General features: G+C 72.1%; 25 protein-coding genes, 1 tRNA gene and 1 pseudogene. 19 read left to right on the plus strand and 8 right to left on the minus strand.

The features are described 5' to 3' along the window. Positions 1–56: 56 nt before the first annotated feature. The 3 genes from AMY39116_RS0305105 to AMY39116_RS0305115 all read right to left on the minus strand — a co-directional run bounded on the left by AMY39116_RS0305105 (position 57) and on the right by AMY39116_RS0305115 (position 1,382). Positions 57–473: a nuclear transport factor 2 family protein gene (locus AMY39116_RS0305105; protein WP_020416618.1), complete on the minus strand. Its 417-nt coding sequence runs from the start codon at positions 471–473 to the stop codon at positions 57–59. Between the two features lie 100 nt (positions 474–573). After that, on the minus strand, positions 574–1,002 hold the full coding sequence (locus AMY39116_RS0305110) for a Fur family transcriptional regulator (protein ID WP_026152974.1): 429 nt from the start codon (positions 1,000–1,002) through the stop codon (positions 574–576). Beyond that, a complete protein-coding gene (locus tag AMY39116_RS0305115) occupies positions 999–1,382 on the minus strand; it encodes a metalloregulator ArsR/SmtB family transcription factor (protein ID WP_020416619.1) in 384 nt (127 codons plus the stop codon). Before AMY39116_RS0305115 ends, AMY39116_RS0305110 begins: the two co-directional genes overlap by 4 nt. Before the next feature lie 173 nt (positions 1,383–1,555). Between AMY39116_RS0305115 and AMY39116_RS0305120 the strand changes: the two genes are divergently transcribed. Then, positions 1,556–2,941, plus strand: coding sequence for a glycine--tRNA ligase (locus AMY39116_RS0305120; RefSeq protein ID WP_020416620.1), 1,386 nt, complete (start codon positions 1,556–1,558; stop codon positions 2,939–2,941). A 61-nt stretch (positions 2,942–3,002) separates the two neighbouring features. Here the strand turns inward: AMY39116_RS0305120 and AMY39116_RS42240 are convergent, their stop codons facing one another. Further along, complete coding sequence (locus AMY39116_RS42240; RefSeq protein ID WP_020416621.1) at positions 3,003–3,512, minus strand: GNAT family N-acetyltransferase; 510 nt, start codon at positions 3,510–3,512, stop codon at positions 3,003–3,005. Next, entirely contained in the window at positions 3,509–4,057 is a 549-nt protein-coding gene (locus tag AMY39116_RS0305130; RefSeq protein ID WP_020416622.1) for a helix-turn-helix domain-containing protein, read from the minus strand. Before AMY39116_RS0305130 ends, AMY39116_RS42240 begins: the two co-directional genes overlap by 4 nt. 51 nt (positions 4,058–4,108) lie before the next feature. Here AMY39116_RS0305130 and AMY39116_RS0305135 point away from each other — a divergent pair, with 51 nt between their 5' ends. The 10 genes from AMY39116_RS0305135 to AMY39116_RS0305180 all read left to right on the plus strand — a co-directional run bounded on the left by AMY39116_RS0305135 (position 4,109) and on the right by AMY39116_RS0305180 (position 14,198). Next, a complete protein-coding gene (locus AMY39116_RS0305135) occupies positions 4,109–4,927 on the plus strand; it encodes a hypothetical protein (RefSeq protein WP_020416623.1) in 819 nt (272 codons plus the stop codon). 68 nt (positions 4,928–4,995) lie between these two features. Then, positions 4,996–5,913: an ABC transporter ATP-binding protein gene (locus AMY39116_RS0305140; protein ID WP_020416624.1), complete on the plus strand. Its 918-nt coding sequence runs from the start codon at positions 4,996–4,998 to the stop codon at positions 5,911–5,913. Then, positions 5,910–6,638, plus strand: coding sequence for an ABC transporter permease (locus AMY39116_RS0305145; protein WP_020416625.1), 729 nt, complete (start codon positions 5,910–5,912; stop codon positions 6,636–6,638). Before AMY39116_RS0305140 ends, AMY39116_RS0305145 begins: the two co-directional genes overlap by 4 nt. 14 nt (positions 6,639–6,652) lie before the next feature. Further along, positions 6,653–7,768, plus strand: a complete 1,116-nt coding sequence (locus AMY39116_RS0305150) for a sensor histidine kinase (protein WP_020416626.1) — start codon at positions 6,653–6,655, stop codon at positions 7,766–7,768. Further along, positions 7,765–8,370 carry a DNA-binding response regulator gene (locus AMY39116_RS0305155; protein ID WP_020416627.1) on the plus strand — a complete coding sequence of 202 codons (606 nt, stop codon included), beginning with the start codon at positions 7,765–7,767 and terminating at the stop codon, positions 8,368–8,370. Before AMY39116_RS0305150 ends, AMY39116_RS0305155 begins: the two co-directional genes overlap by 4 nt. Positions 8,371–8,395: 25 nt before the next feature. After that, positions 8,396–9,028 carry a YdcF family protein gene (locus tag AMY39116_RS0305160; RefSeq protein WP_020416628.1) on the plus strand — a complete coding sequence of 211 codons (633 nt, stop codon included), beginning with the start codon at positions 8,396–8,398 and terminating at the stop codon, positions 9,026–9,028. Positions 9,029–9,240: 212 nt separating this feature from the next. Then, the gene (locus AMY39116_RS0305165; RefSeq protein WP_020416629.1) at positions 9,241–10,491 is read left to right on the plus strand and encodes a deoxyguanosinetriphosphate triphosphohydrolase; all 1,251 of its coding nucleotides are present in this window, start codon (positions 9,241–9,243) and stop codon (positions 10,489–10,491) included. A gap of 397 nt (positions 10,492–10,888) precedes the next feature. Then, the gene (locus AMY39116_RS0305170) at positions 10,889–11,197 is read left to right on the plus strand and encodes a DUF1963 domain-containing protein (RefSeq protein WP_020416630.1); all 309 of its coding nucleotides are present in this window, start codon (positions 10,889–10,891) and stop codon (positions 11,195–11,197) included. 93 nt (positions 11,198–11,290) lie between these two features. Then, positions 11,291–12,403, plus strand: coding sequence for a serpin family protein (locus AMY39116_RS0305175; RefSeq protein ID WP_020416631.1), 1,113 nt, complete (start codon positions 11,291–11,293; stop codon positions 12,401–12,403). Positions 12,404–12,413: 10 nt separating this feature from the next. Next, positions 12,414–14,198 (plus strand): glycosyl transferase, encoded by a 1,785-nt coding sequence (locus AMY39116_RS0305180; protein ID WP_020416632.1) that lies wholly within the window; start codon positions 12,414–12,416, stop codon positions 14,196–14,198. Here the strand turns inward: AMY39116_RS0305180 and AMY39116_RS0305185 are convergent. Then, positions 14,195–14,638 (minus strand): MarR family winged helix-turn-helix transcriptional regulator, encoded by a 444-nt coding sequence (locus AMY39116_RS0305185; protein WP_020416633.1) that lies wholly within the window; start codon positions 14,636–14,638, stop codon positions 14,195–14,197. The genes AMY39116_RS0305180 and AMY39116_RS0305185 overlap by 4 nt on opposite strands. Positions 14,639–14,703: 65 nt before the next feature. On the opposite strand from AMY39116_RS0305185, the gene AMY39116_RS0305190 reads away from it, so the two are divergent. Continuing rightward, positions 14,704–15,882, plus strand: a complete 1,179-nt coding sequence (locus tag AMY39116_RS0305190) for an MFS transporter (RefSeq protein ID WP_020416634.1) — start codon at positions 14,704–14,706, stop codon at positions 15,880–15,882. A 212-nt stretch (positions 15,883–16,094) separates the two neighbouring features. Beyond that, positions 16,095–16,664: a carboxymuconolactone decarboxylase family protein gene (locus AMY39116_RS0305195; RefSeq protein WP_020416635.1), complete on the plus strand. Its 570-nt coding sequence runs from the start codon at positions 16,095–16,097 to the stop codon at positions 16,662–16,664. Here AMY39116_RS0305195 and AMY39116_RS0305200 read toward each other — a convergent pair. Next, the gene (locus AMY39116_RS0305200) at positions 16,624–17,607 is read right to left on the minus strand and encodes an RNA polymerase sigma factor SigJ (protein ID WP_020416636.1); all 984 of its coding nucleotides are present in this window, start codon (positions 17,605–17,607) and stop codon (positions 16,624–16,626) included. The two genes, AMY39116_RS0305195 and AMY39116_RS0305200, sit on opposite strands and share 41 nt — an antisense overlap. A gap of 13 nt (positions 17,608–17,620) precedes the next feature. On the opposite strand from AMY39116_RS0305200, the gene dnaG reads away from it, so the two are divergent. From dnaG to lexA, 4 genes are read left to right on the plus strand one after another with little or no spacing between them, the layout of a single operon-like run. Next, complete coding sequence (gene dnaG / locus AMY39116_RS0305205) at positions 17,621–19,507, plus strand: DNA primase (RefSeq protein ID WP_020416637.1); 1,887 nt, start codon at positions 17,621–17,623, stop codon at positions 19,505–19,507. A 3-nt stretch (positions 19,508–19,510) separates the two neighbouring features. Beyond that, positions 19,511–20,032 (plus strand): hypothetical protein, encoded by a 522-nt coding sequence (locus AMY39116_RS0305210; RefSeq protein WP_020416638.1) that lies wholly within the window; start codon positions 19,511–19,513, stop codon positions 20,030–20,032. 15 nt (positions 20,033–20,047) lie between these two features. Next, positions 20,048–20,803, plus strand: coding sequence for a trans-aconitate 2-methyltransferase (locus AMY39116_RS0305215; RefSeq protein WP_020416639.1), 756 nt, complete (start codon positions 20,048–20,050; stop codon positions 20,801–20,803). 17 nt (positions 20,804–20,820) lie between these two features. After that, the gene (lexA, locus tag AMY39116_RS0305220) at positions 20,821–21,480 is read left to right on the plus strand and encodes a transcriptional repressor LexA (RefSeq protein ID WP_020416640.1); all 660 of its coding nucleotides are present in this window, start codon (positions 20,821–20,823) and stop codon (positions 21,478–21,480) included. Positions 21,481–21,575: 95 nt separating this feature from the next. Here lexA and AMY39116_RS0305225 read toward each other — a convergent pair. Continuing rightward, positions 21,576–21,648, minus strand: a tRNA-Asn gene (locus AMY39116_RS0305225). Positions 21,649–21,791: 143 nt separating this feature from the next. On the opposite strand from AMY39116_RS0305225, the gene AMY39116_RS0305230 reads away from it, so the two are divergent. Beyond that, a complete protein-coding gene (locus AMY39116_RS0305230) occupies positions 21,792–22,034 on the plus strand; it encodes a hypothetical protein (RefSeq protein WP_020416641.1) in 243 nt (80 codons plus the stop codon). Between the two features lie 348 nt (positions 22,035–22,382). Beyond that, positions 22,383–22,796, plus strand: a pseudogene (locus AMY39116_RS48045) (FAD/NAD(P)-binding protein); the annotation flags it as partial. Positions 22,797–22,800: the final 4 nt, after the last annotated feature.

Raw genomic sequence — 22,800 nt, forward strand, 5'->3', positions numbered from 1 at the left:
CAACCCGACACACCGACCACACCGTCAACAACGTCCATGATCCCTACACCTAGCGTCTAGCCCAGGTCGGGCGGCTCGCCGCCGGTGTGCGCGAACAGCTTGTTCACGATCTTCCAGTTGCCGCCGATGCGCGCCAGCGACAGGTAGTCGAGGAAGGAGACCGTTCCCCAGTAACCTTCCTCGGCCACGGTCACGAACGCCGCGTCGCCGGTCTGCTGCACCGAGAGGATCCGCGAACGGTAGTGCCCGGTGTCCGCCGGTGCGCTCGCGACCATCTCGGCCAGCTCCGAGACCGGAACGTCGTAGCGTTCGCCACCCAAGGAGCCGAACATGCGGGCATCCTCGTGGAAGGACTCCCGCACCTTGTCGGCGTTACCCGTCGCCTCACCGTTCAGGCACAGCTGGACGGCCCGGCAGATCGCGTCGTAGTCGTCGACCGTCGTCGCGGTGGTTTCGCTGATTGCCTGAGCCATGCGTCGTCCTCCTCACCGGAGTCATCAGGAGGCGCAAAGAAAAAACGCTACGCCTCGACGGGCCCGGCACCAGGCCGTCCCCCGGCGGTGTGGCCGGGACCTAACTCCCCAGGCGCTTGGCGCAGTCGGTGCAGGTGCCCACGATCTCGACGGTGTGCCGGATGTCCGAGAAGCCGTTGCCGGAGGCGACCTTCTCCGCCCAGCGCTCCACCGCCGGGCCCTCCACCTCCACCGTGAAGCCGCAGTGGCGGCACACCAGGTGATGGTGGTGGTGCGTCGAGCAGCGGCGGTAGATCGCCTCGCCCGACTCGGTCCGCAGGACGTCGACCTCGCCGGCCTCGGACAGCGACTGCAGCGTCCGGTAGACCGTGGTCAGCCCGATGCCGTCACCACGTTTGCGCAGCTCGTCGTGCAGTTCCTGCGCCGACCGGAAGTCGTCGACCTCCGACAGCAGGTCGACCACGGCCGCGCGCTGCTTCGTCGACCGGCGGCCGGGCACCGGGGCCCGGCGAACGTCGCTACTCGTCATGAACCCTCCTGGACGTGGGCCACCGCGTCCATCACGATGTGCGCAAGATGATCGTCCACGAGCCGGTAGACCACCTCACGGCCCCGGCGCTCACCCCGCACCACCCCGGCCGCCTTCAGCACCCGCAGGTGCTGGCTGATCAACGGCTGCGCCACGTCGAGCGCGTCCACCAGCTCGTGCACGCACCGGTCGGCGTCCCGCAGCTGCAGCACGATCGCGATCCGCACCGGAGCCGACAGCGCCCGCAACAGCTCGCCCGCCTCGGACAACGTCGCCGCGGGCTGGGGCGGCGTGCGTGGCTTCAGCTCGTCGCCGGCGTGGACCTGGTCGGCGTCGTCGGGCAACCCGGGCAGCGCGGCGTCCGGACGAGCCATCGGCATAGCCATCTCCAGCCTCGAGTCGGTCGGTGTCACACCATCCTAGTGGCCAGCCGGTAGTGGTTGCCGTTATCGCCTCCCCGGGGCCCATGTCAAGCCCCGCGCCGGGCCGCGACGACGGCCGGATACGCTGGACGGAACCGATAACCGTCCCCGCATCTGATGGAGAGCGTGGAGTGCCCGCCAACATTGAGACCGTCGTCAGCCTGTGCAAGCGTCGTGGCTTCGTCTTCCCGAGCGGGGAGATCTACGGCGGAACCCGGTCGGCGTGGGACTACGGACCGCTCGGCGTCGAGCTCAAGGAGAACATCAAGCGCCAGTGGTGGCGCACGATGGTCCAGAGCCGTGACGACGTCGTCGGCCTCGACTCCTCCGTGATCCTGCCCCGCCAGGTGTGGGTGGCCTCCGGTCACGTCAACGCCTTCAACGACCCGCTGGTCGAGTGCACCGTCTGCCACCGCCGCTACCGCTCGGACCAGCTGGCCGAGGACTACAGCGCGCGCACCGGCAAGGAGATCTCCGAGGACGACCTGTCCGACGTCCCGTGCCCGAACTGCGGCACCCGCGGCCAGTACACGCCGCCGCGCGAGTTCAACATGATGCTCAAGACCCACCTGGGCCCGGTCGAGTCGGAGGAGGGCCTGGCCTACCTCCGCCCGGAGACCGCGCAGGGCATCTTCGTGAACTTCCTCAACGTGCTGACCACGTCGCGGAAGAAGCCGCCGTTCGGAATCGGCCAGATCGGCAAGTCCTTCCGCAACGAGATCACCCCCGGCAACTTCATCTTCCGCACCCGCGAGTTCGAGCAGATGGAGATGGAGTTCTTCGTCGAGCCGGGCGAGGACGAGCGCTGGCACCAGTACTGGATCGACCTGCGCACCGAGTGGTACACCGACCTCGGCATCAACCGCGACAACCTGCGGCACTACGAGCACCCGAAGGAGAAGCTGTCGCACTACTCGAAGCGCACCGTCGACATCGAGTACCGCTTCGGCTTCTCCGCCGGCCAGGAGTGGGGTGAGCTGGAGGGCATCGCGAACCGCACCGACTTCGACCTCACCACGCACTCCAACCACTCCGGGGTCGACCTGGCCTACTTCGACCAGGCCACGAAGGAGCGCTACCGGCCGTTCGTCATCGAGCCGGCAGCCGGTGTCGGCCGCCCGATGATGGCGTTCCTGCTGGACGCCTACCACGAGGACGAGGTGCCCAACGCCAAGGGCGGTGTCGACAAGCGGACCGTGCTCAAGCTCGACCCGCGGCTCGCGCCGTTCAAGGTCGCGGTGCTGCCGCTGTCCCGCAACGCCGATCTGACGCCGAAGGCGAAGGACCTGGCCGCCGCGCTGCGCCGCAACTGGAACGTCGACTTCGACGACGCCGGCTCCATCGGCAAGCGCTACCGCCGCCAGGAGGAGGTCGGCACCCCGTTCTGCGTCACCGTCGACTTCGACACCCTGGAGGACCAGGCCGTGACGGTGCGGGAGCGGGACAGCATGCAGCAGGAGCGCGTGGCGATCGACAAGGTCGAGGCCTACCTCGCCGCCCGCCTCCCCGGCTGCTGACGGAAAACCCCGGAAAAGCCCTGGTCGCCTCGGTGACCAGGGCTTTTTCATGTCGGCGTCGTCAGATCCGCTTGTAGAAGAACGTCGTCGGTTTCAACGCGCCCGCCGGGTCGGCGGCGTAGTCCGGCACCGTGCCCGCCTCGGTCCAGCCCGCCGCGGCGTACACGCGCGCGGCCGGGCTACCCGTCTCGGTGTCCAGCACCAGCAGCGTGATCCCGGCCGCGCGGGCGCCCCGTTCGGCCTCCGCCAGCAGCGCCCGGCCCAGCCCGCGGCCCCGCGCGTCCCGGTGCACCAGCAGCTTCGCCAGCTCACCGCGGTGCGGCGCGTTGGGCAGCTGCGCCGGCCGGACCTGCACCGTGCCGACCAGCCGTGGGCCGTCCCAGGCCGCCCAGATCAGGACGCGACCCTCGGCCACGTCGCCGGCGAGCCCCTTCCACCAAGCCCCGGCCGACGCGGGGTCGAGCGGGGCCAGAAACCCGACGGACGCGCCGCCGTTCGTGCAGTCCGCGAGCACCTCGCGCAGGGCGGGCACGGCGGCGGCGAAGTCCGCGGTGGACAGTCGCGTGATCACGGCATCACCAGGACCAGCAGGTAGCGGGCCGGTTCCGGGCCGGTACACACGAACCGCGTCGGTCCCCACAGCCGGAACCGCAGGCAGTCGCCGGGTTCGAGCACATGGGTCTCGCCGTCGGCCGTCAGCTCCAGGCGCCCGTCGAGCAGCCACAGGTGCTGCTCCAGGCCCGGCACGGACGGCGCGTCGTACCGGATGTCGGCGCCGGGCCGCAGCGTGCCCTCGACGACCTCCGCCCGCAGCGCCGGGTGCGGCGGCGACACCGACCGCCGCACGAACCCGCTGTCCTCGTCGGTCCACACGCTCTGCGCGGATGCCCGCACCACCTGCGCGCCCTCGGCCTCGACCTCGGTGAGCAGGCGCGACATCGGGCGCTCGTAGACGGTGCACAACTTGCCCAGCAGGGACGCGGTCGGGCTGATTTCGCCGCGTTCCACGCGGGACAGCGTCGAGCGGCTGATCCCCGAGCGGTCGGCGAGGTCGTCGAGCGACCAGCCGCGTTCGGCCCGCAACTCCGCCAGGCGCGCGGCCAGGCGGTCTTCCATGGTTCTCACATCAGAGACTGTATCCCAAATTTGAGAGGAGAGTACTTTGACGTGGTCGCCAGTGACGAGGGGGCGTGGGTGGCAAGCGACGAGCCTCGGCCGGGCCTGGTGCCGGGCCCCAGCCGCAGGGCGGGGACTCTGTTCGCCGCGCTCTACGGTGAGCTGACGCCGCGCCCGGACGGGGTTCCGGTCACCGATCGCGACCCCTACATCCAGTTCCACGACCGGGCGCAGGCGATGGGCTGGCTCGACAACCTGTGGGGCATGAACGACGCCGGCCGCGAGCATCCGCTTGCCGCGCCGGGATCTGCGCTGGTCACCTGGTTCCAGGTGGGAATCGAATCCGTGCCCGGCGACCGGCCCTTACCGGTGCAGCCGTTCCTCCGGTGCGCCGGAGACGTCACGACGCGACTCGGCGAGCTGCGGCTCGATGCGGCACAAGTGCTGCTGCCCGCGAACAGCCTGGACACGTCGGCCCGCGCCGGGCACGCCCGGGCGCCATCGCTGTCCACCGCGGCCTGGTTCGACGACGTGCGGGCAGCGACACCGGTGCTCGTCACCGTGGACAGCGGTCAGAATCCCGTGGTTCCGGTTGTGGCGCAACGGATGCACCGGTGGCTGGGCAGCCTGCCCCAGAACGTCTTCCGGTGCGAGTCCCTGGTCGAGCGGGAACCCGTGCCACCGCCGTTGCCCGACTCGTTCTGGCACGGGCCGCCCCGGCACCGCGTGACGTTCCAGGGGACGCTGGCCGAGTGGTCACTGGACGCGATCGGCTGGCTCGGCGGCTTCCTCGCCGACCTGGCCGCACGGGAGGGCGCGGCTGTTCCCTTGCTGCTCACCGTGAGCGGCGCGACGGCGATCGGACCCTGACACTTGTCACGGCCGGATCATGACGCTCGGCCTGCGAAGCGGGGCCGTGGCGGCGGCACGCTGAGCACATGGACGGAACACAGACCCTGACCCGGGCCGCGGTGCGGCTGACGGGCCTGCGCAAACACTACGGCGAGGTGCGCGCCGTGGACGGTGTCGACCTCACCATCGCGCCCGGCGAGGTCGTCGCGCTGCTCGGCCCGAACGGCGCGGGCAAGTCGACGACCGTCGACATGCTGCTCGGCCTGACCACGCCCGACGCAGGCGAGGTCGCGATCTTCGGCACGACCCCCGCCGAGGCGGTGGCGCGCGGCGCGATCGGCGCCATGCTGCAGGGCGCCGCGCTGCTGGAGGACGCCACCGTCGGCGAGATGGTCGGCATGATCGCGTCGCTGCACCGCAAGCCGATGCCCGTCGCCGAGGCCCTGCGCCGCGCGGGCATCGAGGACCTGGCCAACCGGCGCGGCACCAAGCTCTCCGGCGGTCAGAAGCAGCGCGTGCGGTTCGCCGTCGCCCTGGTCAGCGACCCGGACCTGCTGGTGCTCGACGAGCCGACCGCCGCGATGGACGTCGGCAGCCGCCGCGAGTTCTGGAAATCCATGCACGCCTACACGAACACCGGCCGCACCGTGTTGTTCGCGACGCACTACCTCGAGGAGGCCGAGGAGTTCGCCGACCGGGTCGTGCTCATGCGCGGCGGGCGGATCGTCGCCGACGGCTCGGTCGCCGAGGTCCGCGCGCTGGCGAGCGGGCGGACGCTGCGGGCCGCCGTGCCGGAGGCCACCCCGGCGGCGGTCGCGGAACTGCCCGGCGTCACCGAGTACGAGGTGCGCGGCGGTCGGATCGCGGTGTCCACTTCGGACTCCGACGCCACCCTGCGGGCGCTGCTCGAACGCTTCCCCGGCGCGCACGACGTCGAGATCACCGCGATCGGGCTGGAAGGCGCTTTCCTGACGCTCACCGCCGACGAGGAGAACCACCGATGAGCCTGAAGTTCCTGACCCTGGAGATCCGCCGCGTGCTGCGCGCCCCGCGGTTCCTCATCTTCACCGTGGCGTTCCCCGTCCTGATGTTCCTGCTCTACGTCGGCATCTTCGCGCGCGGCGACCAGGACGCCGTCGCGCCGCTCATGGTCGGCATGACCTCGTTCGGCGCCATGTCGGCGGCGTTGTTCGTCGGCACCCGGGTGGCGGTCGAGCGCAAGGCCGGCTGGCAACGGCAGCTTCGGCTCACCCCGCTGTCCGGTGCCGGTTACCTGAGCGCGAAGGCCGCGACCGGCTTGACGCTCGCGCTCGCGCCGGTGGTCCTCGTACCGCTGGTCGGCGCGCTGACGCAGGGCGTGTCCCTCGGGGCGGGCAGCTGGCTGCGGGTCACCCTGGGGGTGTGGCTCGCCGCGATCCCGTTCGCGCTGATCGGGCTGCTCATCGGCCAGGTCGGCACGGCCGACTCGGTCCAGCCGATCACGCAGCTGGTCATGCTGCCGATGGCCCTGCTCGGCGGCATCTTCATCCCGGTCGAGGCGATGCCGCACTGGCTGCTGCAGATCTCGCACGTGCTGCCCAGCTACTGGATGGCGCAGGTCGGGCGCGGCGCGGTGACCACCGACCTGAGCACGAGCCTCGGGCAGGACGTGCTGTGGCTGGCCGTGTGGACCGCGGCGGTCGGGGTCGCGGTGGTCCGGCGTTACCGTAAGGACTCCGCGCGGGTGTGATGGGGAGAAGCACGGTGGCCGAGGACAGGACGCAGTGGTGGAACGAGCACGCCGCGGGACGGCCCCGCCCGCGGTTCGCGCGCCGCTGGCCGGTCGTCGGGGCCATCTTCTACCTGGCCAGCGCCGTGCCGGTCGGCCAGCGACTCGACCCGCTGCTCGTCGTGCTGCTCGTCGCCTACGGCTTGTGCTACGTGACCTTCCCGTACTTCCTGCTGTCGCACCGGCGGATGCGGGTCCGGCTGCCGTTCGCGGTGCTGATGCTCGTGCTCGGGTGGGCGGTGCTGCTCCAGGGCGCCAGCATCTACATGCTCCTCTACGCCACGCTGGCGATCGCGATGAGCATGCCGGCGGGGTGGGTGCTGGTGTTCGACGGCGCCGCGGTCGCCGGGTGCGGGCTGCTGCTGCTCGTCCACAACGACGTGCGCGGCACGCCGTCGGACATCGGCACGGTCGTCGGCATCACCACGACGATGTTCTTCATGGGACGGCTGGCTCAGACCGTGCGGCGGCTCAGGCGGGCCAACGAAGAGATCGCCGCGCTCGCGGTGAGCGCGGAGCGGGAACGGCTGGCGCGGGATCTGCACGACATCCTCGGCCACAGCCTCACGACCATCGCGGTCAAGGCCGGTCTCGCCCGGCGGCTGATCGAGACCGCGTCCGACGAGGAGCGCGCGGTCACCGAGATCCGCGAGGTCGAGGCGCTGGCACGCAGCGCGCTGACCGACGTGCGCGCGACGGTGTCGGAGTACCGCGAGGTGTCGCTGTCCGCCGAGCTGGTGGGCGCGCGGGCGGCGCTGCGGGCCGCGGAGATCGACGCGGAACTGCCGAGCGCGGTCGACAACGTGCGGCCGGAGCTGCAGAGCGCCTTCGGGTACGTGCTGCGCGAGGCGGTGACGAACGTGCTGCGGCACTCCGGCGCCAGCCGGGTGAAGGTGCGGCTGGGACGGAACTGGCTGGAGATCTCCGACAACGGCCGCGGCACCGAACCGGCCGCGGCGGGCAACGGGTTGCGCGGGTTGACGGAACGGCTGGCCCAGCTGGGTGGCACGCTGCAGGTCCGGGCACGGCCCGGGGAGGGGTTCCAGCTGCGGGCCGAGGTGCCCGCGGCGAAGCCGGTGGAGGTTTCGTGATCCGGGTGCTGCTGGCCGACGACCAGGCGATGGTGCGGGGCGCGCTGGCGACCGTGCTCGGGCTGGAGCCGGACATCGAGGTCGTCGGCCAGGTCGGGTCCGGCGACGAGGTGCTCGCCGCGGCGAAGGAGACCGCGCCGGACGTGGCGCTGCTCGACGTCCAGATGCCCGGCACGGACGGCCTGACCGCGGCCGCCGAGCTGCACGCGGCGCTGCCGTCGTGCCGGATCATCGTGTGCACCACGTTCGGCAGGCCCGGTTACCTGGCGCGGGCGATGGCCGCGGGGGCGGCCGGGTTCGTGGTGAAGGACTCGCCGCCGGAACAGCTCGTCGACGCGGTCCGGCGGGTCCACAACGGACTGCGCGTGGTCGACCCGGCGCTGGCCGCGGAATCGCTGGCGACGGGGGCGAGCCCGCTCACCCCGCGCGAGCACGAGGTGCTGCGCGCGGCCAGCGACGGCGGCACGGTGTCGGACGTCGCGCGGCGGCTGCACCTGTCCGAGGGGACCGTGCGCAACCACCTGTCCGCCGCGATCGGCAAGACCGGCGCCCGCACCAGGGCCGAGGCCGTCCGGTTGGCGGAGGAGCGCGGCTGGCTGTGAGGACCCGTCTGGGAGGATGACCGGGATGGGTGAGCGGGTGAGCTGGGTGCGCCGGGCCGTGCTGGGCACGGTGCTGGTGTTGCTGATGGTGGTCGGTGGGACGGCGTTCCGGGTGTGGCAGGTGGCGCGCGAGGACGACCGCACGCACGCCGACGCGATCGTGGTGCTCGGCGCGGCGCAGTACAACGGGAAGCCGTCGCCGATCTTCCAGGCGCGGCTGCGGCACGCGATGGACCTGTACGAGGAGGGGGTCGCCGACCGGATCGTCACCGCGGGCGGCAACCGGGCCGGTGACGCCTACACGGAGGCCTCGGCGGGGGCGAACTGGCTGGTCGAGCAGGGCGTCCCCCGCGAGGCGACGCTGGCGGTGGGCGAGGGCAGCGACACGCTGGGCAGCCTGCGCGCGGTGGCCGGTGCGTTCGGCGAGCGGGGCTGGCGGACCGCGGTGCTGGTGAGCGACCCGTGGCACTCCCTGCGGGCGCGCACGATGGCCAACGACGCCGGTCTGGAAACCTGGACCTCGCCGACGCACCGCGGGCCGATCGTGCAGACGCGGGAGACGCAGTTCGCCTACATCTACCGCGAGACGGGCGCGCTGCTGTTCTACCGGTTGACCAAGACGCCGGCCGACAACATCGGCGGTACTGGGCTGGGCTGAGGTCCGCGCCCGGCGGTCGCACCGGCTCCGGTCGGCTCCAGGGCTGCCTTGATCCTGTTCTCCCGAAGAGCCCGCAGGCGGGCGCGGCGTCCGCGAGTCCCGTTCCGGCTCATGTTCCAGTCGCCCCCGCACGAGTGGGCATCTCGTGTGTCCTGGTCAGAACCCTGCCCGCGCACCCCGGAAATGTCGGTGGGTGCCCGTAGAGTTGCGGGGTGTACAGCGAGCACGATCAACAGCGGTGGCTCGACGAAGCGCCGAAGCGGGCGGCGCTTCCCGGGTCGCGGCCGGACGGCCGGAGTGCCTTCGCGCGGGACCGGGCCCGCGTGCTGCACTCCGCGGCGCTGCGCCGGCTGGCCGGCAAGACCCAGGTGGTCGGGCCGGGGGAGGGCGCCGAGGTCAGCGGCGTGCCCCGCACGCGGTTGACGCACTCGCTGGAGGTCGCGCAGATCGGGCGCGGCATCGCCGAGGAGCTGGGGGCCGATCCGGACCTGGTGGACACGGCGGGGCTGGCGCACGACATCGGGCACCCGCCGTTCGGGCACAACGGCGAACGGGCGCTCGACGAGGTGGCGCAGTCGTGCGGCGGCTTCGAGGCCAACGCGCAGACGCTGCGCATCCTCACCCGGCTGGAGCCGAAGGTCGACTCGGCTGGGCTGAACCTGACGCGTGCGTGCCTGGACGCGTCCACGAAGTACCCGTGGCCACGGCGGGCGGGCACGGCGAAGTTCGGGGTGTACGCCGACGACCGGGAGGTGTTCGACTGGATGCGGGCGGGCGCGCCGGAGGGCCGCACCTGCCTGGAGGCGCAGATCATGGACTGGGCCGACGACGTGGCGTACTCGGTGCACGACGTCGAGGACGGCGTGCTGTCGGGACGGTTGTCGCTGTCGGTGCTGGCCGACCCGGGGGAGCGGGCGGCCGTGGCGGAGCTGGCGGCCAAGCACTTCTCGCGGTTGTCGGTGTCCGCGCTGGAGGGCGCGGCGCGGGACCTGCTGGACCTGCCCGTGGTGGCGGAGCTGGCGCGCCCCGGGGTCGACTCGACGCCGCACGGGCAGATCGCGCTGAAGCGGATGACGAGCGAGCTGGTCGGCCGGTTCGCGTCCGCCGCGGTCACCGGAACGCGCGCCGAGTACGGCGACGGCCCCCTCACCCGCTACGCCGCGAGCCTGGTGATGCCGGAACGCGTGGCGGCCGAGGTGGCGCTGCTGAAGGCGCTCGCGCTGCGCTACGTGATGAGCGACCCCCGGCGGCTCGCCATGCAGGCCGGCCAGCGCGAACTGCTGGCCGAGCTGGTGACGGTCCTGGCCGAGCGCGCGCCGGAGCCCCTGGAGACCGCGTTCCACCCAGCGTGGCACGCGGCGCCGGACGACCCCGCGAGGCTCCGCGTGGTCATCGACCAGGTCGCCTCCCTGACGGACGCGCAGGCGCACACCTGGCACCGCTGGCACACCGGACGCCACTGATGCCCACCCACGAGGCGCGACTGCGCGCAGTCGCGCGCCGGACACTGCCGCCACCCATCGCCGAACGCTGGACCTCGTTGATCCGGCCTGCCGTACGCCTCCGCCCGGCACAGCGGGGTGACCAGGTGGTCCGCCCTGCCGTCTGCGGGGAAGGCGAGGTCGATCGGCTCGTAGAGCAGTTTCGCGCAGTCGACGGACGCGACGAAGCTCAACGAGCCTTCGCCGGCCCACGCCGGCCACTCGAAGTGGTCGGCGCGGTGGGACAGCCGCCGAGCCGCTGTTGTACTGCCACTTCGCCCCTCCTTCTGTTTCGTCAGCACGTCGGCTCCTTCGAGCCGGGACTTCGGCAAGCGGGACTGGTTCCTTCTTCGACGACCACGCCAACGGCGACACCTTCATGACCGCCCTGGCCGCGACCGTGCCGAGCCCGGCGCACCAGATCGGCGGCTATGCGTTCCCGATCCAGGACGCCGTCGAACTCGACGTCGCCGCGGCGCACCTGCGCGCCGACGTCGTGCGCGACGAGCAGGCGTGGTCGGCGGTGCAGGAGGAGGCCCGCCGCTGGGTCGCGCTCGCCCAGATCGACTCCGACGACGAGACCGGCATGATGTGGGGCGACGCGGGCCGGCTGCACTGGCTGATCCGTCCCGCGGACCTCGCGGCCGGGCGGTTCGACGCGGCGTCGTTCACGTGGCAGTGCGGATGAGTTGTCACCCACCTGCGCCTCCCCGGCCCAGCGCCCCGCACCCGCCCCAGCAGAGCCCCCGGCGCCGCGCTCCGGTCCGGTAGCGTCGGGGTCGTGACCACGCCCGAACGTGACCATCTGCGCTTCAGCCTCGCGGTTCACCGGGTCGTCGCCGGCGCCAGTGGCGACTCGGTGGTCTCGCCGTACTCCATCGCCAGCGCGCTCGGCCTCGCGAGCCAGGCGGCGGACGGCCCCGCCGCCGAGGAGCTGCTCCACCTGCTCACCGGGGGCGACCCGGACATCGCCAAGCAGGCCGACCTCCTCCGCGCCGCCGCCACGCTCGACAACACCACCCGCCAGGAGGACCCGGTCCTCGCCGTCGCCAACACGCTCTGGGCCTGGGACCAGCTGCCGGTCCGCGACACCTTCCTCGCCGACCTCGCGGGCTGGCCGGGCGCGAGCGCGAAGACCGCCCCGTTCGTCAACGACCCCGACCGCGCCCGCCGCGCCATCAACGCAGACGTCGCCGAGACCACCCGCGACCTCATCCCCGAACTGCTGCCCCCGGACTCGGTCGGCGCGGACACCGTCGCCAGCCTCGTCAACGCCCTCTACCTCAAGGCCGCCTGGCAGCACCCGTTCCGCGAGGCCACCACCCGCGACGAGCAGTTCCACAGCCCGGCCGGCCCGCGTCGCGTCCGGATGATGCGCCAGACCGAACGCCTCGGCTACGCGCGCCAGGACGGCTGGCAGGTCGTCGAGCTGCCCGGCGCCGGCGTCACCGCGACCGTCCTGCTGCCAGACGGCGACCTCGCCGCCCAGGAGCCGGACCTCGACGACACCCGGCTGGCCACCCTGCTCGCCGCCCCCAAGCAAGTCCAGGTCGACCTGCGCCTGCCGAAGATCGACCTCGACCGCCCCGCCGACCTCACCGGCGCGCTCAAGCACCTCGGCGTGCGCACCCTGTTCGAGCCCGGCGAAGCCCCGCTCGGCCGCCTCACCCCGGACCCGCGCGCGTTCGTCTCGGCCGTCCAGCACCAGGCGGTCCTCAAGCTCGACGAGCAGGGCCTCGAGGGCGCGGCGGCCACCGCGGTCATGATCCGCACCATGTCCATGGTCACTCCGGTCGACCCGGTCGAGGTGCGCGTCGACCGGCCTTTCCTGCTCCTCGTGCGGCACGCCCGGACGGGTGTGGTCTACTTTTTCGCCCGCGTAGTCGAGCCCTGAGGGTGAAAGAGTGACCGCTTTGCTGCAGGCGCCCGAGACCGTGCCCGAGGTCGGAGAGGAACGGCGCCGGTTCGGCCGCGCCGACGCACTGGTCATCGGCATCTACGTCGTCGCCGCGTTCATCCTCTACGCCGGGTTGTGGGTCAACCTGGGCAGCGGCGGCTACATGTACAACAGCGGCCAGGACCAGAACATGTGGGAGTGGTTCTTCGCGGTCACCGCCCACGCGGTGTTCAACTGGGAGAACCCGCTCGGCACCACCCTGCAGAACTACCCGGACGGCGTGAACCTCATGGCCAACACGGCCATGTTCGGGCTCGGCATCCCGCTGTCGCCGATCACGCAGCTGTTCGGCCCCACCGTGACCTGGGCGATCGCGCTCACCGGCGGCCTGGCAGGCACGTCGATCGCCTGGTACTGGGTGTTCTCGCGGCACCTGGTCACCTCGCGCACGGCCGCCGCGATCGGCGGCGCGTTCTGCGGCTTCGCGCCGGCGATGATCTCGCACGGCAACGCGCACCCGAACTTCGTGGTGCTGTTCCTGATCCCGTTCATCGTGATGCGGCTGATCCGGCTCGCGCAGGGGCACCGGCCCGTGCGCGACGGCATCATCCTCGGCCTGATGCTGGCCTACCAGGTGTTCCTGGGCGAGGAACCGCTGCTGATCATGATGATGGCGTTCGTGTTGTTCGCCGCGGGCTACGCGGTGTCGCGGCCGCGCGAGGCGCTGCGGATGGTCAAGCCCATGGCGGGCGGCCTGACCGTCGCCGCGGTCGTCGCCATCGCCATCGCGATCTTCCCGCTGTGGTGGCAGTTCTTCGGCCCGCAAAGCTACCGCACCCTGGAGCACGGCCCGGTCGGCAACGACACCGCGGCGTTCACCCGGTTCGCGACCGAGTCGATCGCGGGCACCCCCGAGGCCGCCGCCGACGTGTCGATGAACCGCACCGAGGAGAACGCGTTCTTCGGCTGGCCGCTGATCATCCTGATGGTCGTGCTGACCGTGTGGCTGTGGCGCAACGTCGTGGCCCGCGCCATCGCGATCTCGATGTTCCTGATGGCGTGGCTGTCGCTGGGCGTCGAGATGATCGTCAACCACGAGGAGACCGGGATCCCCGGCCCGTGGCGGCTGCTGGCCGAGCTGCCGCTGTTCGACTCGCTGCTCGAATCGCGGCTGGCGATCGGCTGCATCCCGGCCGTCGCGGCGCTGCTCGCGATCGCCACGGACCGCGTGTTCGAGGCGGCGCCGGGCTTCCGCGACCGGAATCTGCCGGTGCGGTTCCTGTGGCTGGGCGCGCTGGCCGCGGTGCTGCTGCCGATCGCGCCGACGCCCTACAAGACCTACATCCGCCCCGAGACCCCGGCCTTCTTCGCCGACGGGGCGTGGCGCCAGTACGTCGGGTCCGGCTCGGTGGTCGTCGTGCCGCTGCCCAACGGCGGCGACGCGCGGGCGCTGCACTGGCAGGTGGAGGCCGACCTGGGCTTCCCGCTCGCCGACGGGTACTTCGTCGGCCCGAGCGGCCCGGACGACAAGCGCGGCCGGTACGGCGCGGTGAACCGCCCGACGGCCGACCTGCTGGCCGAGGTGCGGGACAGCGGCGAGGTGCCGAACGTGACCGTCCAGCAGCGCGCCCAGGCGGTCGAGGACCTGAAGTACTGGAAGGCCGACGCGGTCGTGCTCGCGCCCGTGACCAACGGCAACGCGCTGCACCAGACGGTGGACCAGCTGCTCGGCGGCCAGGCCGTCTACGTGGACGGCGTGTGGGTCTGGGACGTCCGCGCCCTCCGCGGCTAGGAGTCCAGCACCTCACGTGCCAGCCGGTCGAGGTAGCCCGCGAAGCGGCGCCGATCCTCGGCCGGCCAGTGCGCCACCAGCGCCTCGAACACCTGCTCCTGGTGCGCGTGCGACACCGCGAGGAACTCCGCGCCCGCCTCGGTGAGTGACAGCCGCGCGCGGCGGGCGTCCTCGGCGGACGTGTCGCGCCGCAGGTAGCCGTCGCGCACGGCGTCGGCGATCATCCGGCTCGCGACCGAGCGGTCCAGGCCCAGCTGGCGCGCCACGTCGGCGACGGTGACCTCCCCGCGCGGCGCGGCGCTGTGCACGGCTTCCACGACGTACAGGTTCTGCACGGTCGCGGTGCGCGGGGCGGCCTCGTCCAGCCGCTGCGCCACTTCCGGCGCCCAGCGCCGGGACCAGAACCGCACCAGCCGGAACAACGCGCGCCCCGCGGCCATCGAAAACTCCCTCCGTCAGCCGACATCCTTGCATGCGTGCAAAACGCACGCATAATATGTGCGAAATGCACGCAAAGAACCGCGCCTTCGCCGCGCTGCTGCTCGGCATGCTGATGGCCCAGCTCGACACCACCGTCGTCGTCGCGGCGCTGCCCGCCCTGCAGGCCGACCTCGCCGCGGGGACGGCCGTCGCCGGGGTCACCACCGCCTACCTGGTCACGGTCACGTTCGCCACGCTCGTGCTCGGCAGGCTCGGCGACCGCCATGGCCGGCGCGCCGTCTTCACCGGGTCCGTCCTCGTCTTCGCCGCCGCGTCGGCCGCCTGCGCCGTCGCACCGGACATCGCCACGCTCGTCGCCGGGCGAGCCGTCCAGGGCGTCGGCGGCAGCGGGCTCGTCGTCACCGCGATGAGCGCGCTCGGCGAGATGTTCGACCGCGACCAGCTGATCCGCCGCGCCGGGTGGCAGACGGCGGTCTTCGCGCTCGCCTCCGTCGGCGGCCCGCCGCTCGGCGCGCTGCTCGTCGCCGGACCGGGCTGGCGGTGGATCTTCCTGCTCAACCTCCCGCTGTGCCTGATCGCCCTCGCGATCGGTTTCCGCGGCCTGCCGACCGGAACCGGTCGGACCCCGCCGCTGCGACCCGCCGTCCGCGCGATGTTCTCCGATCGCACCACCCGCCGCGCGGTCGTCGTCACCGCGTTGTCCGGGCTCGCGTTGTTCGGGACCTTCACCTACGTCTCCCTGGCCGTCGCGCTGATCGGCGCCACGTCCGCGCTGCTCACCGCGATGACGGCCGGTCAGCTGGTCACCTCGGCGTCCTTCGCGGCGTGGGCGCGCCGGTGGCCGGACCTGCCGGCGTGGGGGCGGCTCGGTTGCGCCAGCGGCGCTGTGGGTCTCGTCCTGCTGGCCCTCGCGCCGCACGCCGGCGTGGCCGTGCTCGTGCCGGGGCTGTTCCTGGCCGGTGCCGCGTTCGGGCTCACCGCGTCGGCGTACACGCTGCTCGTGCAGGCCACCGCGGCGAAGGAAGTGCTGGGCGCGAGCATGGGTGTGCTGGCTTTCGCGCGCCAGGCCGGAGGCGTCGTCGGCACCGCGGGCCTCGGCGCGGTCGCAGTGCTGTGCACCGGCGGTTTCGGCAGCCCGGGGTTGACGATCGCGTTCGCGTGCGCCGCTCTCGCGATGGCCGTGGCGCTCGCCGTCACACCCCGGGAAGCCGTCGACCTGAAGACCTCGAACACGGCGCGGTAGCTCTTGCCGCCGTGGCCGTCCGCGATCGCCCGTGCGGGATCGGAGCCGAGGTACCGGGGCGCCCATGTTCGTCAGCGTTGCCCGGTAGCGCCGGCGGTCGCCGACGATCCGAAGGCCTGTGCCGTCGCCGCGCGGTGACCGGCGCCACCAGCTCGCTGTCACATCTCGCGCGGCCGTCTCGTCCCCTCGGCAGGACCACGAAGGAGGACGACATGCCACGCATCCCCGCGGTGTCCGAAAAGGACGCCGGCCTGCTCACCAAGCTCGTCTACCGCTACGCGCGCAAGCGTTTCGGCGCCGTGCCGGAGCCGTTCGCCGTCGCCGCGCACCGGCCGGCCCTGATGCGCGCCAGCGGGATCCACGAGATGCTCGTCGAGAAGGCGATCAAGCACCTGCCGGTGAACGTGGCCGAGCTCGCCCAGTACCGGACGGCCGTGCGGCTGGGCTGCTCGTGGTGCGTCGACTTCGGCACGATGCTGCAGAAGCACCACGGCCTGGACATCGACCGCCTGAAGAACATCGACGACTACGCCACGTCGGAGCTGTTCACCCGCGCCGAACGCCTCGCCCTCGCCTACGCCGACGCGATGTCCGAGACCCCGGTCGCGGTCACCGACGAGCAGGTCGCCGAGCTGGAGCGCGAGTTCGGCCGGCCCGGGCTGATCGAGCTGACCTACCTGATCGGCCTGGAGAACCAGCGCGCCCGCGTCAACAGCGCACTCGACATCACCGACCAGGGCTTCACGTCGGGGGACGCGTGCCGGGTTCCGCAAGCCGGCTGAGCTTGTCGGGGTTGGCCTGGTCGTAGATCGCGGTGATCAGCCCGTCCCGGACGGTGAACGTCTCCAGGTGCGCGTCCAGCGGCCGGTAGCCGTCGCCGCCCGGGGCGGGCGGCAGGTAGAACCCGAGATCGCCGTTGACCAGCAGCGGACGGCCGCCCGCCAGCGCCTCCGGGCGGTAGAACCGCAGCAGGCCGAGGAAGAAGCGGATGATCTTGTCCGCGCCCACCATGACCTGCACCGTGGTCTTGGCCTTGCCGTCGCTGTCGCCGATGAGCACGACGTCGGGGTGCAGCACCTCGGCCACCGCCCGCACGTCGCCCTTCGCCAATGCCGTCATGAACCGGTCGAGGATCTCCTGCTGCTCGGCCAGTTCCGCGCGCGGCGGCGGCTGCGCGTCGTCCAGCGCACGCCGTCCACGCGACGCGTGCTGCCGCGCCGTCGCCGTGGTGACGCCCAGGATCTCCGCGATCTCGTCGAACGGCACGGCGAACGCGTCGTGCAGCACGAACGCCACCCGCTGCTCGGGCGTGAGCTTGTCGAGCACGATCATCGCCGCCATCCGCACGCCCTCGTCGCGGACGGCGGCCTCCAGCGGGTCGTCCGCGGACGGCGCGCCCAGCGGCGTGACGATCGGCTCCGGCAGCCACTGGCCGACGTACTTCTCCCGCCGCGCGGTCGCCGAGCGCAGCCGGTCCAGGCAGATCCGCCCGACCACCGTGGTCAGCCAGGCCCGCAGCTCGTGGATCTCCGCACGCTTGCGCTCGTCCAGCGCGGCCAGCCGCAGCCACGACTCCTGGACCGCGTCCTCGGCGTCGCTCACCGAGCCGGTCAGCCGGTACGCGACGGCGGTCAGGTGCGCGCGCAGCCCGGCGAACTCCGCGGCGACCCCATCCAGCGTGCTCACACACCCGAGTGTGCCGTACGACCCGGCCCCGCCGGTCACTAGACTGGTCGTCGTGGCAGGCCGGATCCGGGAAAGTGACATCGCGGAGGTGCGCCAGCGCAACCGGATCGACGAGGTCGTGGGCGATTACGTGGCCCTGCGCAACGCCGGCGGGGGAGCGCTGAAGGGGCTGTGCCCGTTCCACGACGAGAAGACCCCGTCGTTCAACGTCCGGCCCACGCACGGCACCTTCCACTGCTTCGGCTGCGGTGAGGGCGGCGACGTCATCAAGTTCCTGATGAAGATCGACCACCTCCCGTTCGTCGAGGCGGTCGAGCGGCTGGCCGACCGCGTCGGGTTCCGGCTCACCTACGAGGGTGGCGGCGGCAGCGTCCAGCGTGACCGCGGCACGCGCAGCCGCATGGTCGAGGCGCACAAGGCCGCCGCCGAGTTCTACGCCGAGCAGCTGCGCACGCCCGAGGCCCAGATCGCCCGCGACTTCCTCGCCGAGCGCGGCTTCGACGAGACCGCGGCCCGCACGTTCACCTGCGGCTACGCACCGGCGGGCTGGGACAAGCTGACGAAGTACCTGCTCAACCGCGGTTTCGAGTTCAGCGAGCTGCTCAAGGCCCAGCTGGTCAAGGAGGGCCGCCAGGGCCCGATCGACCGGTTCCACCGGCGGCTGGTGTGGCCGATCCGCGACCTGTCCGGCGACGTCGTCGGGTTCGGCGCGCGGCGGCTGCACGACGACGACCCGATCCAGGCCAAGTACCTCAACACCAGCGAGAGCCCGATCTACAAGAAGTCGCAGGTGCTGTTCGGGCTCGACCTGGCCAAGCGGGAGATCGCCAAGCGCCACCAGGTGGTCGTCGTCGAGGGCTACACCGACGTGATGGCGATGCACGCCTCCGGCGTGCCCACCGCGGTCGCGTCCTGCGGCACGGCGTTCGGCGAGGAGCACATGAAGGTGCTGCGCCGCCTGCTGATGGACGACGACGCGTTCCGCGGCGAGATCATCTTCACCTTCGACGGCGACGAGGCGGGCCAGAAGGCGGCGCTCAAGGCGTTCGAGGGCGAGCAGACCTTCGCCGGCCAGACCTACATCGCGGTCGCGCCCGACGGCATGGACCCGTGCGACCTGAGGCTCGCCAAGGGCGAGGCCTCGGTGCGCGACCTGGTCGCCCGCCGCACGCCGCTGTTCGAGTTCGCGATCCGCAGCATCCTCAAGGAGTACGACCTCGACTCGGTCGACGGGCAGGTCGCCGCGCTGCAGCGCACCGTGCCGCTGGTCGCGCAGATCAAGGACCGCGCGAAGCGGGACGGCTACGCGACCAAGCTGTCGTGGTGGGTCGGCTGGCAGGACGAGGCCATGGTCGTGCGGCGCGTGCGGGAGAGCGCGGGCGGCGCGGTCCGGACCAACGGGCGCAAGCCGGTGCAGCGGGTCAACGGCGCCCCGGCGGCGGACGTGCCGCGCCCGGACCCGAACGACCCGCGGCTGATGGCGCAGCGCGAGGTGCTCAAGGCCGCGCTGCAGGAGCCGGCGTACGCGGGCCCGGAGTACGACGCGCTGCCCGAGGAGGCCTTCACCCACCCGGCGTACGTGGCGGTCCACCGCGCGGTGCTCAAGGCCGGCGGCACGGGCAGCGGGCTGGCCGGGCCGGCGCTGATCGACGCGGCGACCCCGTACACGCCCGACGGGCCGGTGCGCTCGCTGCTGTCCGAGCTGGCCGTGGAACCGTTGCGCGCCAAGGGCGAGGCCGACGGGCACTACATCGGCAGCATGATCGCCGCGGTGCAGGAGAACCTGGTCGGGCGGCAGATTGCCGAGATCAAGTCGCGGCTGCAGCGGCTGTCGCCGATCGAGGCGGCCGACGACTACCGCGCGTTGTTCGGGGACCTCGTAGCGCTGGAGGAGTACCGGAAGGCGCTCAAGGCGCAGGCCATCGGCGGGCTGGGGTAGGCCGTGCGGTGGCTGCGACGGCTGATCGGCGACCCGCTGCCGGAGGACTTCCCCGGACGCCTGGCCGAGGGGGAGAACGCGATCGGGTCGGCGCCGGTCCGCGGTGGCGGGCACCTGGTGGTCACCGAGCTGGGGCTGTGGATTCCGGTGCCCGATGGCGCCCGGCGGATCGGCTGGCACCTGATCAGCAAGGCGGTCTGGGGTGACGGGGCGCTGACGGTCACCGAGGCCGACGAGACCGGCACGGCAGGCGCCGCGGTGGTGCTGCGCGACCGCGAGCCGGTGCGGTTCGAGCTGCCGCGGCCGGGCAAGGTGCCGTGGCTGGTCCGGCAGCGCGTGGACGGCTCGATCCGGGCGCGCCACCGGGCGGAGCTGACCAGCGGCGGGGTGTGGTTCGTGCAGCGGAAACTGCCCGGGCGCGACGGCGTGGTGCTGCAGGCGCGGCCGGATCCCGGCGTCGACCTCGACGTCGTCGCGGCGATCGCGCGGGAGGCCGCGGAGAAGCTGGCGCCGCCTCAGGCTTAGCAGTACGCTCGTACTGTGTGGGATCCTGCGAAGTACCTCGACTACGCGGACCTGCGGGGACGCCCGTTCTACGACCTGATCGGCCGGATCGACGCGGCTGAGCCTCGGCGGGTCGTGGACCTGGGCTGCGGGCCCGGAAACCTGACGCTGTCGCTGGCCTCGCGCTGGCCAGGGGCGAAGCTGGAAGCGCTGGACAGCTCGCCGGAGATGGTCGAGGCGGCGCGCGCCGCGGGGCTCGATGCGCGGGTGGCCGACGTGCGCGAGTGGTCGCCGGAGCCGGACACGGACGTGGTGGTCACCAACGCGGTGTTGCAGTGGGTGCCGGAGCACCGTTCGTTGCTGCGGCGCTGGGTGGGGGAGCTGCCGTCGGGCGCCTGGTTCGCGATGCAGGTGCCGGGCAACATGGACTCGCCGTCGCACACGCTGGTCCGGGAGGTGGCGGCCCGGCCGGAGTGGTCTGCGCGGGTGGGCGGGCTGCGGGGCGTCGACGCGGTCGACACGCCGGCGGAGTATGCGGAGTTGTTCGCCGACGCGGGGTGTTCGGTGGACGCCTGGGAGACGACGTACGTGCAGCGGTTGAGCGGGCCGGACGCGGTGCTGGAGTGGATCACCGGGACCGCGTTGCGGCCGGTGCGGGCGGCGCTGGACGACGACGAGTGGCAGCGGTTCCGCGCCGAGCTGGCGCCGTTGCTGAACGAGGCCTATCCGCCGCGCGCGGACGGGACGACGTGGTTCCCGTTCCGGCGGGTGTTCGCGGTGGCGCGGGTGTGAGCGTCTAACATCCGCGGGTGGCCTCCTACGACGATCTTTTCGAGCACCTGGACGTGGCGTCACTGCCCGAGCGGCAGCAGCGGATCCTGGTCGCGATCCGCGATTGGGTGAACCGGTACGGGTACGCGCCGAACACGCGGGAGATCGGCGAGGCGGTCGGGCTGCGGTCCTCGTCGTCGGTGTCGAAGCACCTGGCGGCCTTGGAGGAGAAGGGTTTCCTGCGCCGCAGCGCGACGATGTCCCGGCCGATCGACGTGCGGGCGTTCCTGTCCGGTTCGTCGTCGCCTGGTTCCTCGTCGGATGATTCGGTGCCGGTGCCCGTGGTGGGTGACATCGCGGCGGGCACGCCGATCTCGGCGATCGAGCAGCTGGACGACACGCTGACCCTGCCGAGGGAACTGACCGGGCGCGGCACCGTGTTCGGCCTCCGGGTGCGCGGCGACTCGATGATCGACGCGGCAATCTGCGACGGCGACATCGTGGTGGTGCGGCAGCAGTCGGAGGCCCACTCGGGCCAAATCGTCGCGGCGATGATCGACGAGGAGGCGACGGTGAAGGTCTACCGGCGCCGCAACGGCCACGTGTACCTGGAGCCGCGAAACCCAGCGTACGAGGTGATCGACGGCGACCGGGCCGTGATCCTGGGCGCCGTGGTGTCGGTGCTGCGGAGCGTTTGATCTTTTTCTCGGCATGGGGCACGTCACACGCAGGTGGCGTGCCCCTTTTTCGTCGGCCAAGAAAAAACCCCAGGTCGCCTGACCTGGGGTGGAAGCTCCCCCGGCTGGACTCGAACCAGCAACCCTTCGGTTAACAGCCGAATGCTCTGCCAATTGAGCTACAGGGGAACGCTCTGGCCTGCCCGGATCGCTCCGGGCTGACGGGAGAGAACTCTAGCTCATGGGCGATCGCGCTCTGCAAGCACCCCCCGGCAGTTTCGCGCGCCTTGGGGGACAATGAGTGATCGAGCCGGACACACCAGGAGGCGGGCATGAAGACTTTCCTGCTCGGCGCGGCCGTCGGGTACGTGCTCGGGGCGCGGGCGGGGCGTGCGAGGTACGAGCAGATCGTGCGGACCTACCGGGCGGTCGCCGACCACCCCGCGGTCCAGGGCGCGGCTGGCGTCGTGCGCGCCAAGCTCGGCGAGAAGGTGGGTGACAAGCTGCCGTTCGCGCGCTCCCACAGTGGGCCGAACGGCCACCGGGCCCGCGAGCCGAAGGCCACGCAGGCGTAGCGGCTCGTCTGCTGGGTGGCGCGAGGGCTGGGGGCGCCCTGCTGTCACCGGGTCGGGGGGCCGGAGGTCACGCGGGCGTAGCGGGTGGTTGAGGGCCTGGGCGGCGTTCTGTGGTCGCCGGGCCTGCGAGCTGGGGGCTACGCAGGCGTAGCGGCTTGCCTGTCAGGTGGCGCGAGGGCTGGGGGCGCCCTGCTGTCACCGGGTCTGGGATTCGAAGGCTACGCAGGCGTAGCGGCTCGCCCGCCGGGTGAGCTCTGGGCCGACAGCGAGGCCTCACACCTCCACCGAGGAGGGGAGGCTCACCCACCGCTCGGGTTTCGCTCCTGATCGTTTTGGTACCCGGGCCGTATGAGATCACGACGGCCCCTGTCCCTGGCGGTCATCGGCGTCGGGCCTCGGGGGTTGTCCGTGCTGGAACGGCTCGTCGTGCGGCTCGCGGCTGCTCCGCGGCCCGTGACGATCTGGGCGGTCGAGCCGGTCGAGCCAGGGCCGGGACGCGTCTGGCGCACCCGGCAGTCCGGGTGGTACGCCACCAACGCCACGGCCGGTGAACTGACCGCGCACTCCCCGGACAGCCCGTTCCCCGGACGGGACTTCGCGGCGTGGTCGGCCGTCGCGCCGCACGAGTATCCCTCCCGCCGTCACTACGGCGCCTACCTGCGGGAAACGTTCCACCGGCTGTGCGCCGAAGCGCCGGACGGGGTGGAGATCCGGCCTGTCACCACGCAGGTGACCGGCCTGACCCGCACGGCGAGTGGGCTGCGGT

The sequence above is a fragment of the Amycolatopsis sp. ATCC 39116 genome (assembly GCF_000231075.2).
Lineage (GTDB): Bacteria > Actinomycetota > Actinomycetes > Mycobacteriales > Pseudonocardiaceae > Amycolatopsis_E > Amycolatopsis_E tucumanensis.

What these genes read in the sequence shown, in the direction of transcription:
- AMY39116_RS0305105 (WP_020416618.1), bottom strand. Translation starts at nt 473, where the DNA reads ATGGCTCAGGCAATCAGCGAAACCACCGCGACGACGGTCGACGACTAC.
- AMY39116_RS0305110 (WP_026152974.1), bottom strand. Translation starts at nt 1,002, where the DNA reads ATGACGAGTAGCGACGTTCGCCGGGCCCCGGTGCCCGGCCGCCGGTCG.
- AMY39116_RS0305115 (WP_020416619.1), bottom strand. Translation starts at nt 1,382, where the DNA reads ATGCCGATGGCTCGTCCGGACGCCGCGCTGCCCGGGTTGCCCGACGAC.
- AMY39116_RS0305130 (WP_020416622.1), bottom strand. Translation starts at nt 4,057, where the DNA reads ATGGAAGACCGCCTGGCCGCGCGCCTGGCGGAGTTGCGGGCCGAACGC.
- AMY39116_RS0305140 (WP_020416624.1), top strand. Translation starts at nt 4,996, where the DNA reads ATGGACGGAACACAGACCCTGACCCGGGCCGCGGTGCGGCTGACGGGC.
- AMY39116_RS0305145 (WP_020416625.1), top strand. Translation starts at nt 5,910, where the DNA reads ATGAGCCTGAAGTTCCTGACCCTGGAGATCCGCCGCGTGCTGCGCGCC.
- AMY39116_RS0305160 (WP_020416628.1), top strand. Translation starts at nt 8,396, where the DNA reads ATGGGTGAGCGGGTGAGCTGGGTGCGCCGGGCCGTGCTGGGCACGGTG.
- AMY39116_RS0305170 (WP_020416630.1), top strand. Translation starts at nt 10,889, where the DNA reads ATGACCGCCCTGGCCGCGACCGTGCCGAGCCCGGCGCACCAGATCGGC.
- AMY39116_RS0305185 (WP_020416633.1), bottom strand. Translation starts at nt 14,638, where the DNA reads ATGGCCGCGGGGCGCGCGTTGTTCCGGCTGGTGCGGTTCTGGTCCCGG.
- AMY39116_RS0305190 (WP_020416634.1), top strand. Translation starts at nt 14,704, where the DNA reads ATGCACGCAAAGAACCGCGCCTTCGCCGCGCTGCTGCTCGGCATGCTG.
- AMY39116_RS0305195 (WP_020416635.1), top strand. Translation starts at nt 16,095, where the DNA reads ATGCCACGCATCCCCGCGGTGTCCGAAAAGGACGCCGGCCTGCTCACC.
- AMY39116_RS0305230 (WP_020416641.1), top strand. Translation starts at nt 21,792, where the DNA reads ATGAAGACTTTCCTGCTCGGCGCGGCCGTCGGGTACGTGCTCGGGGCG.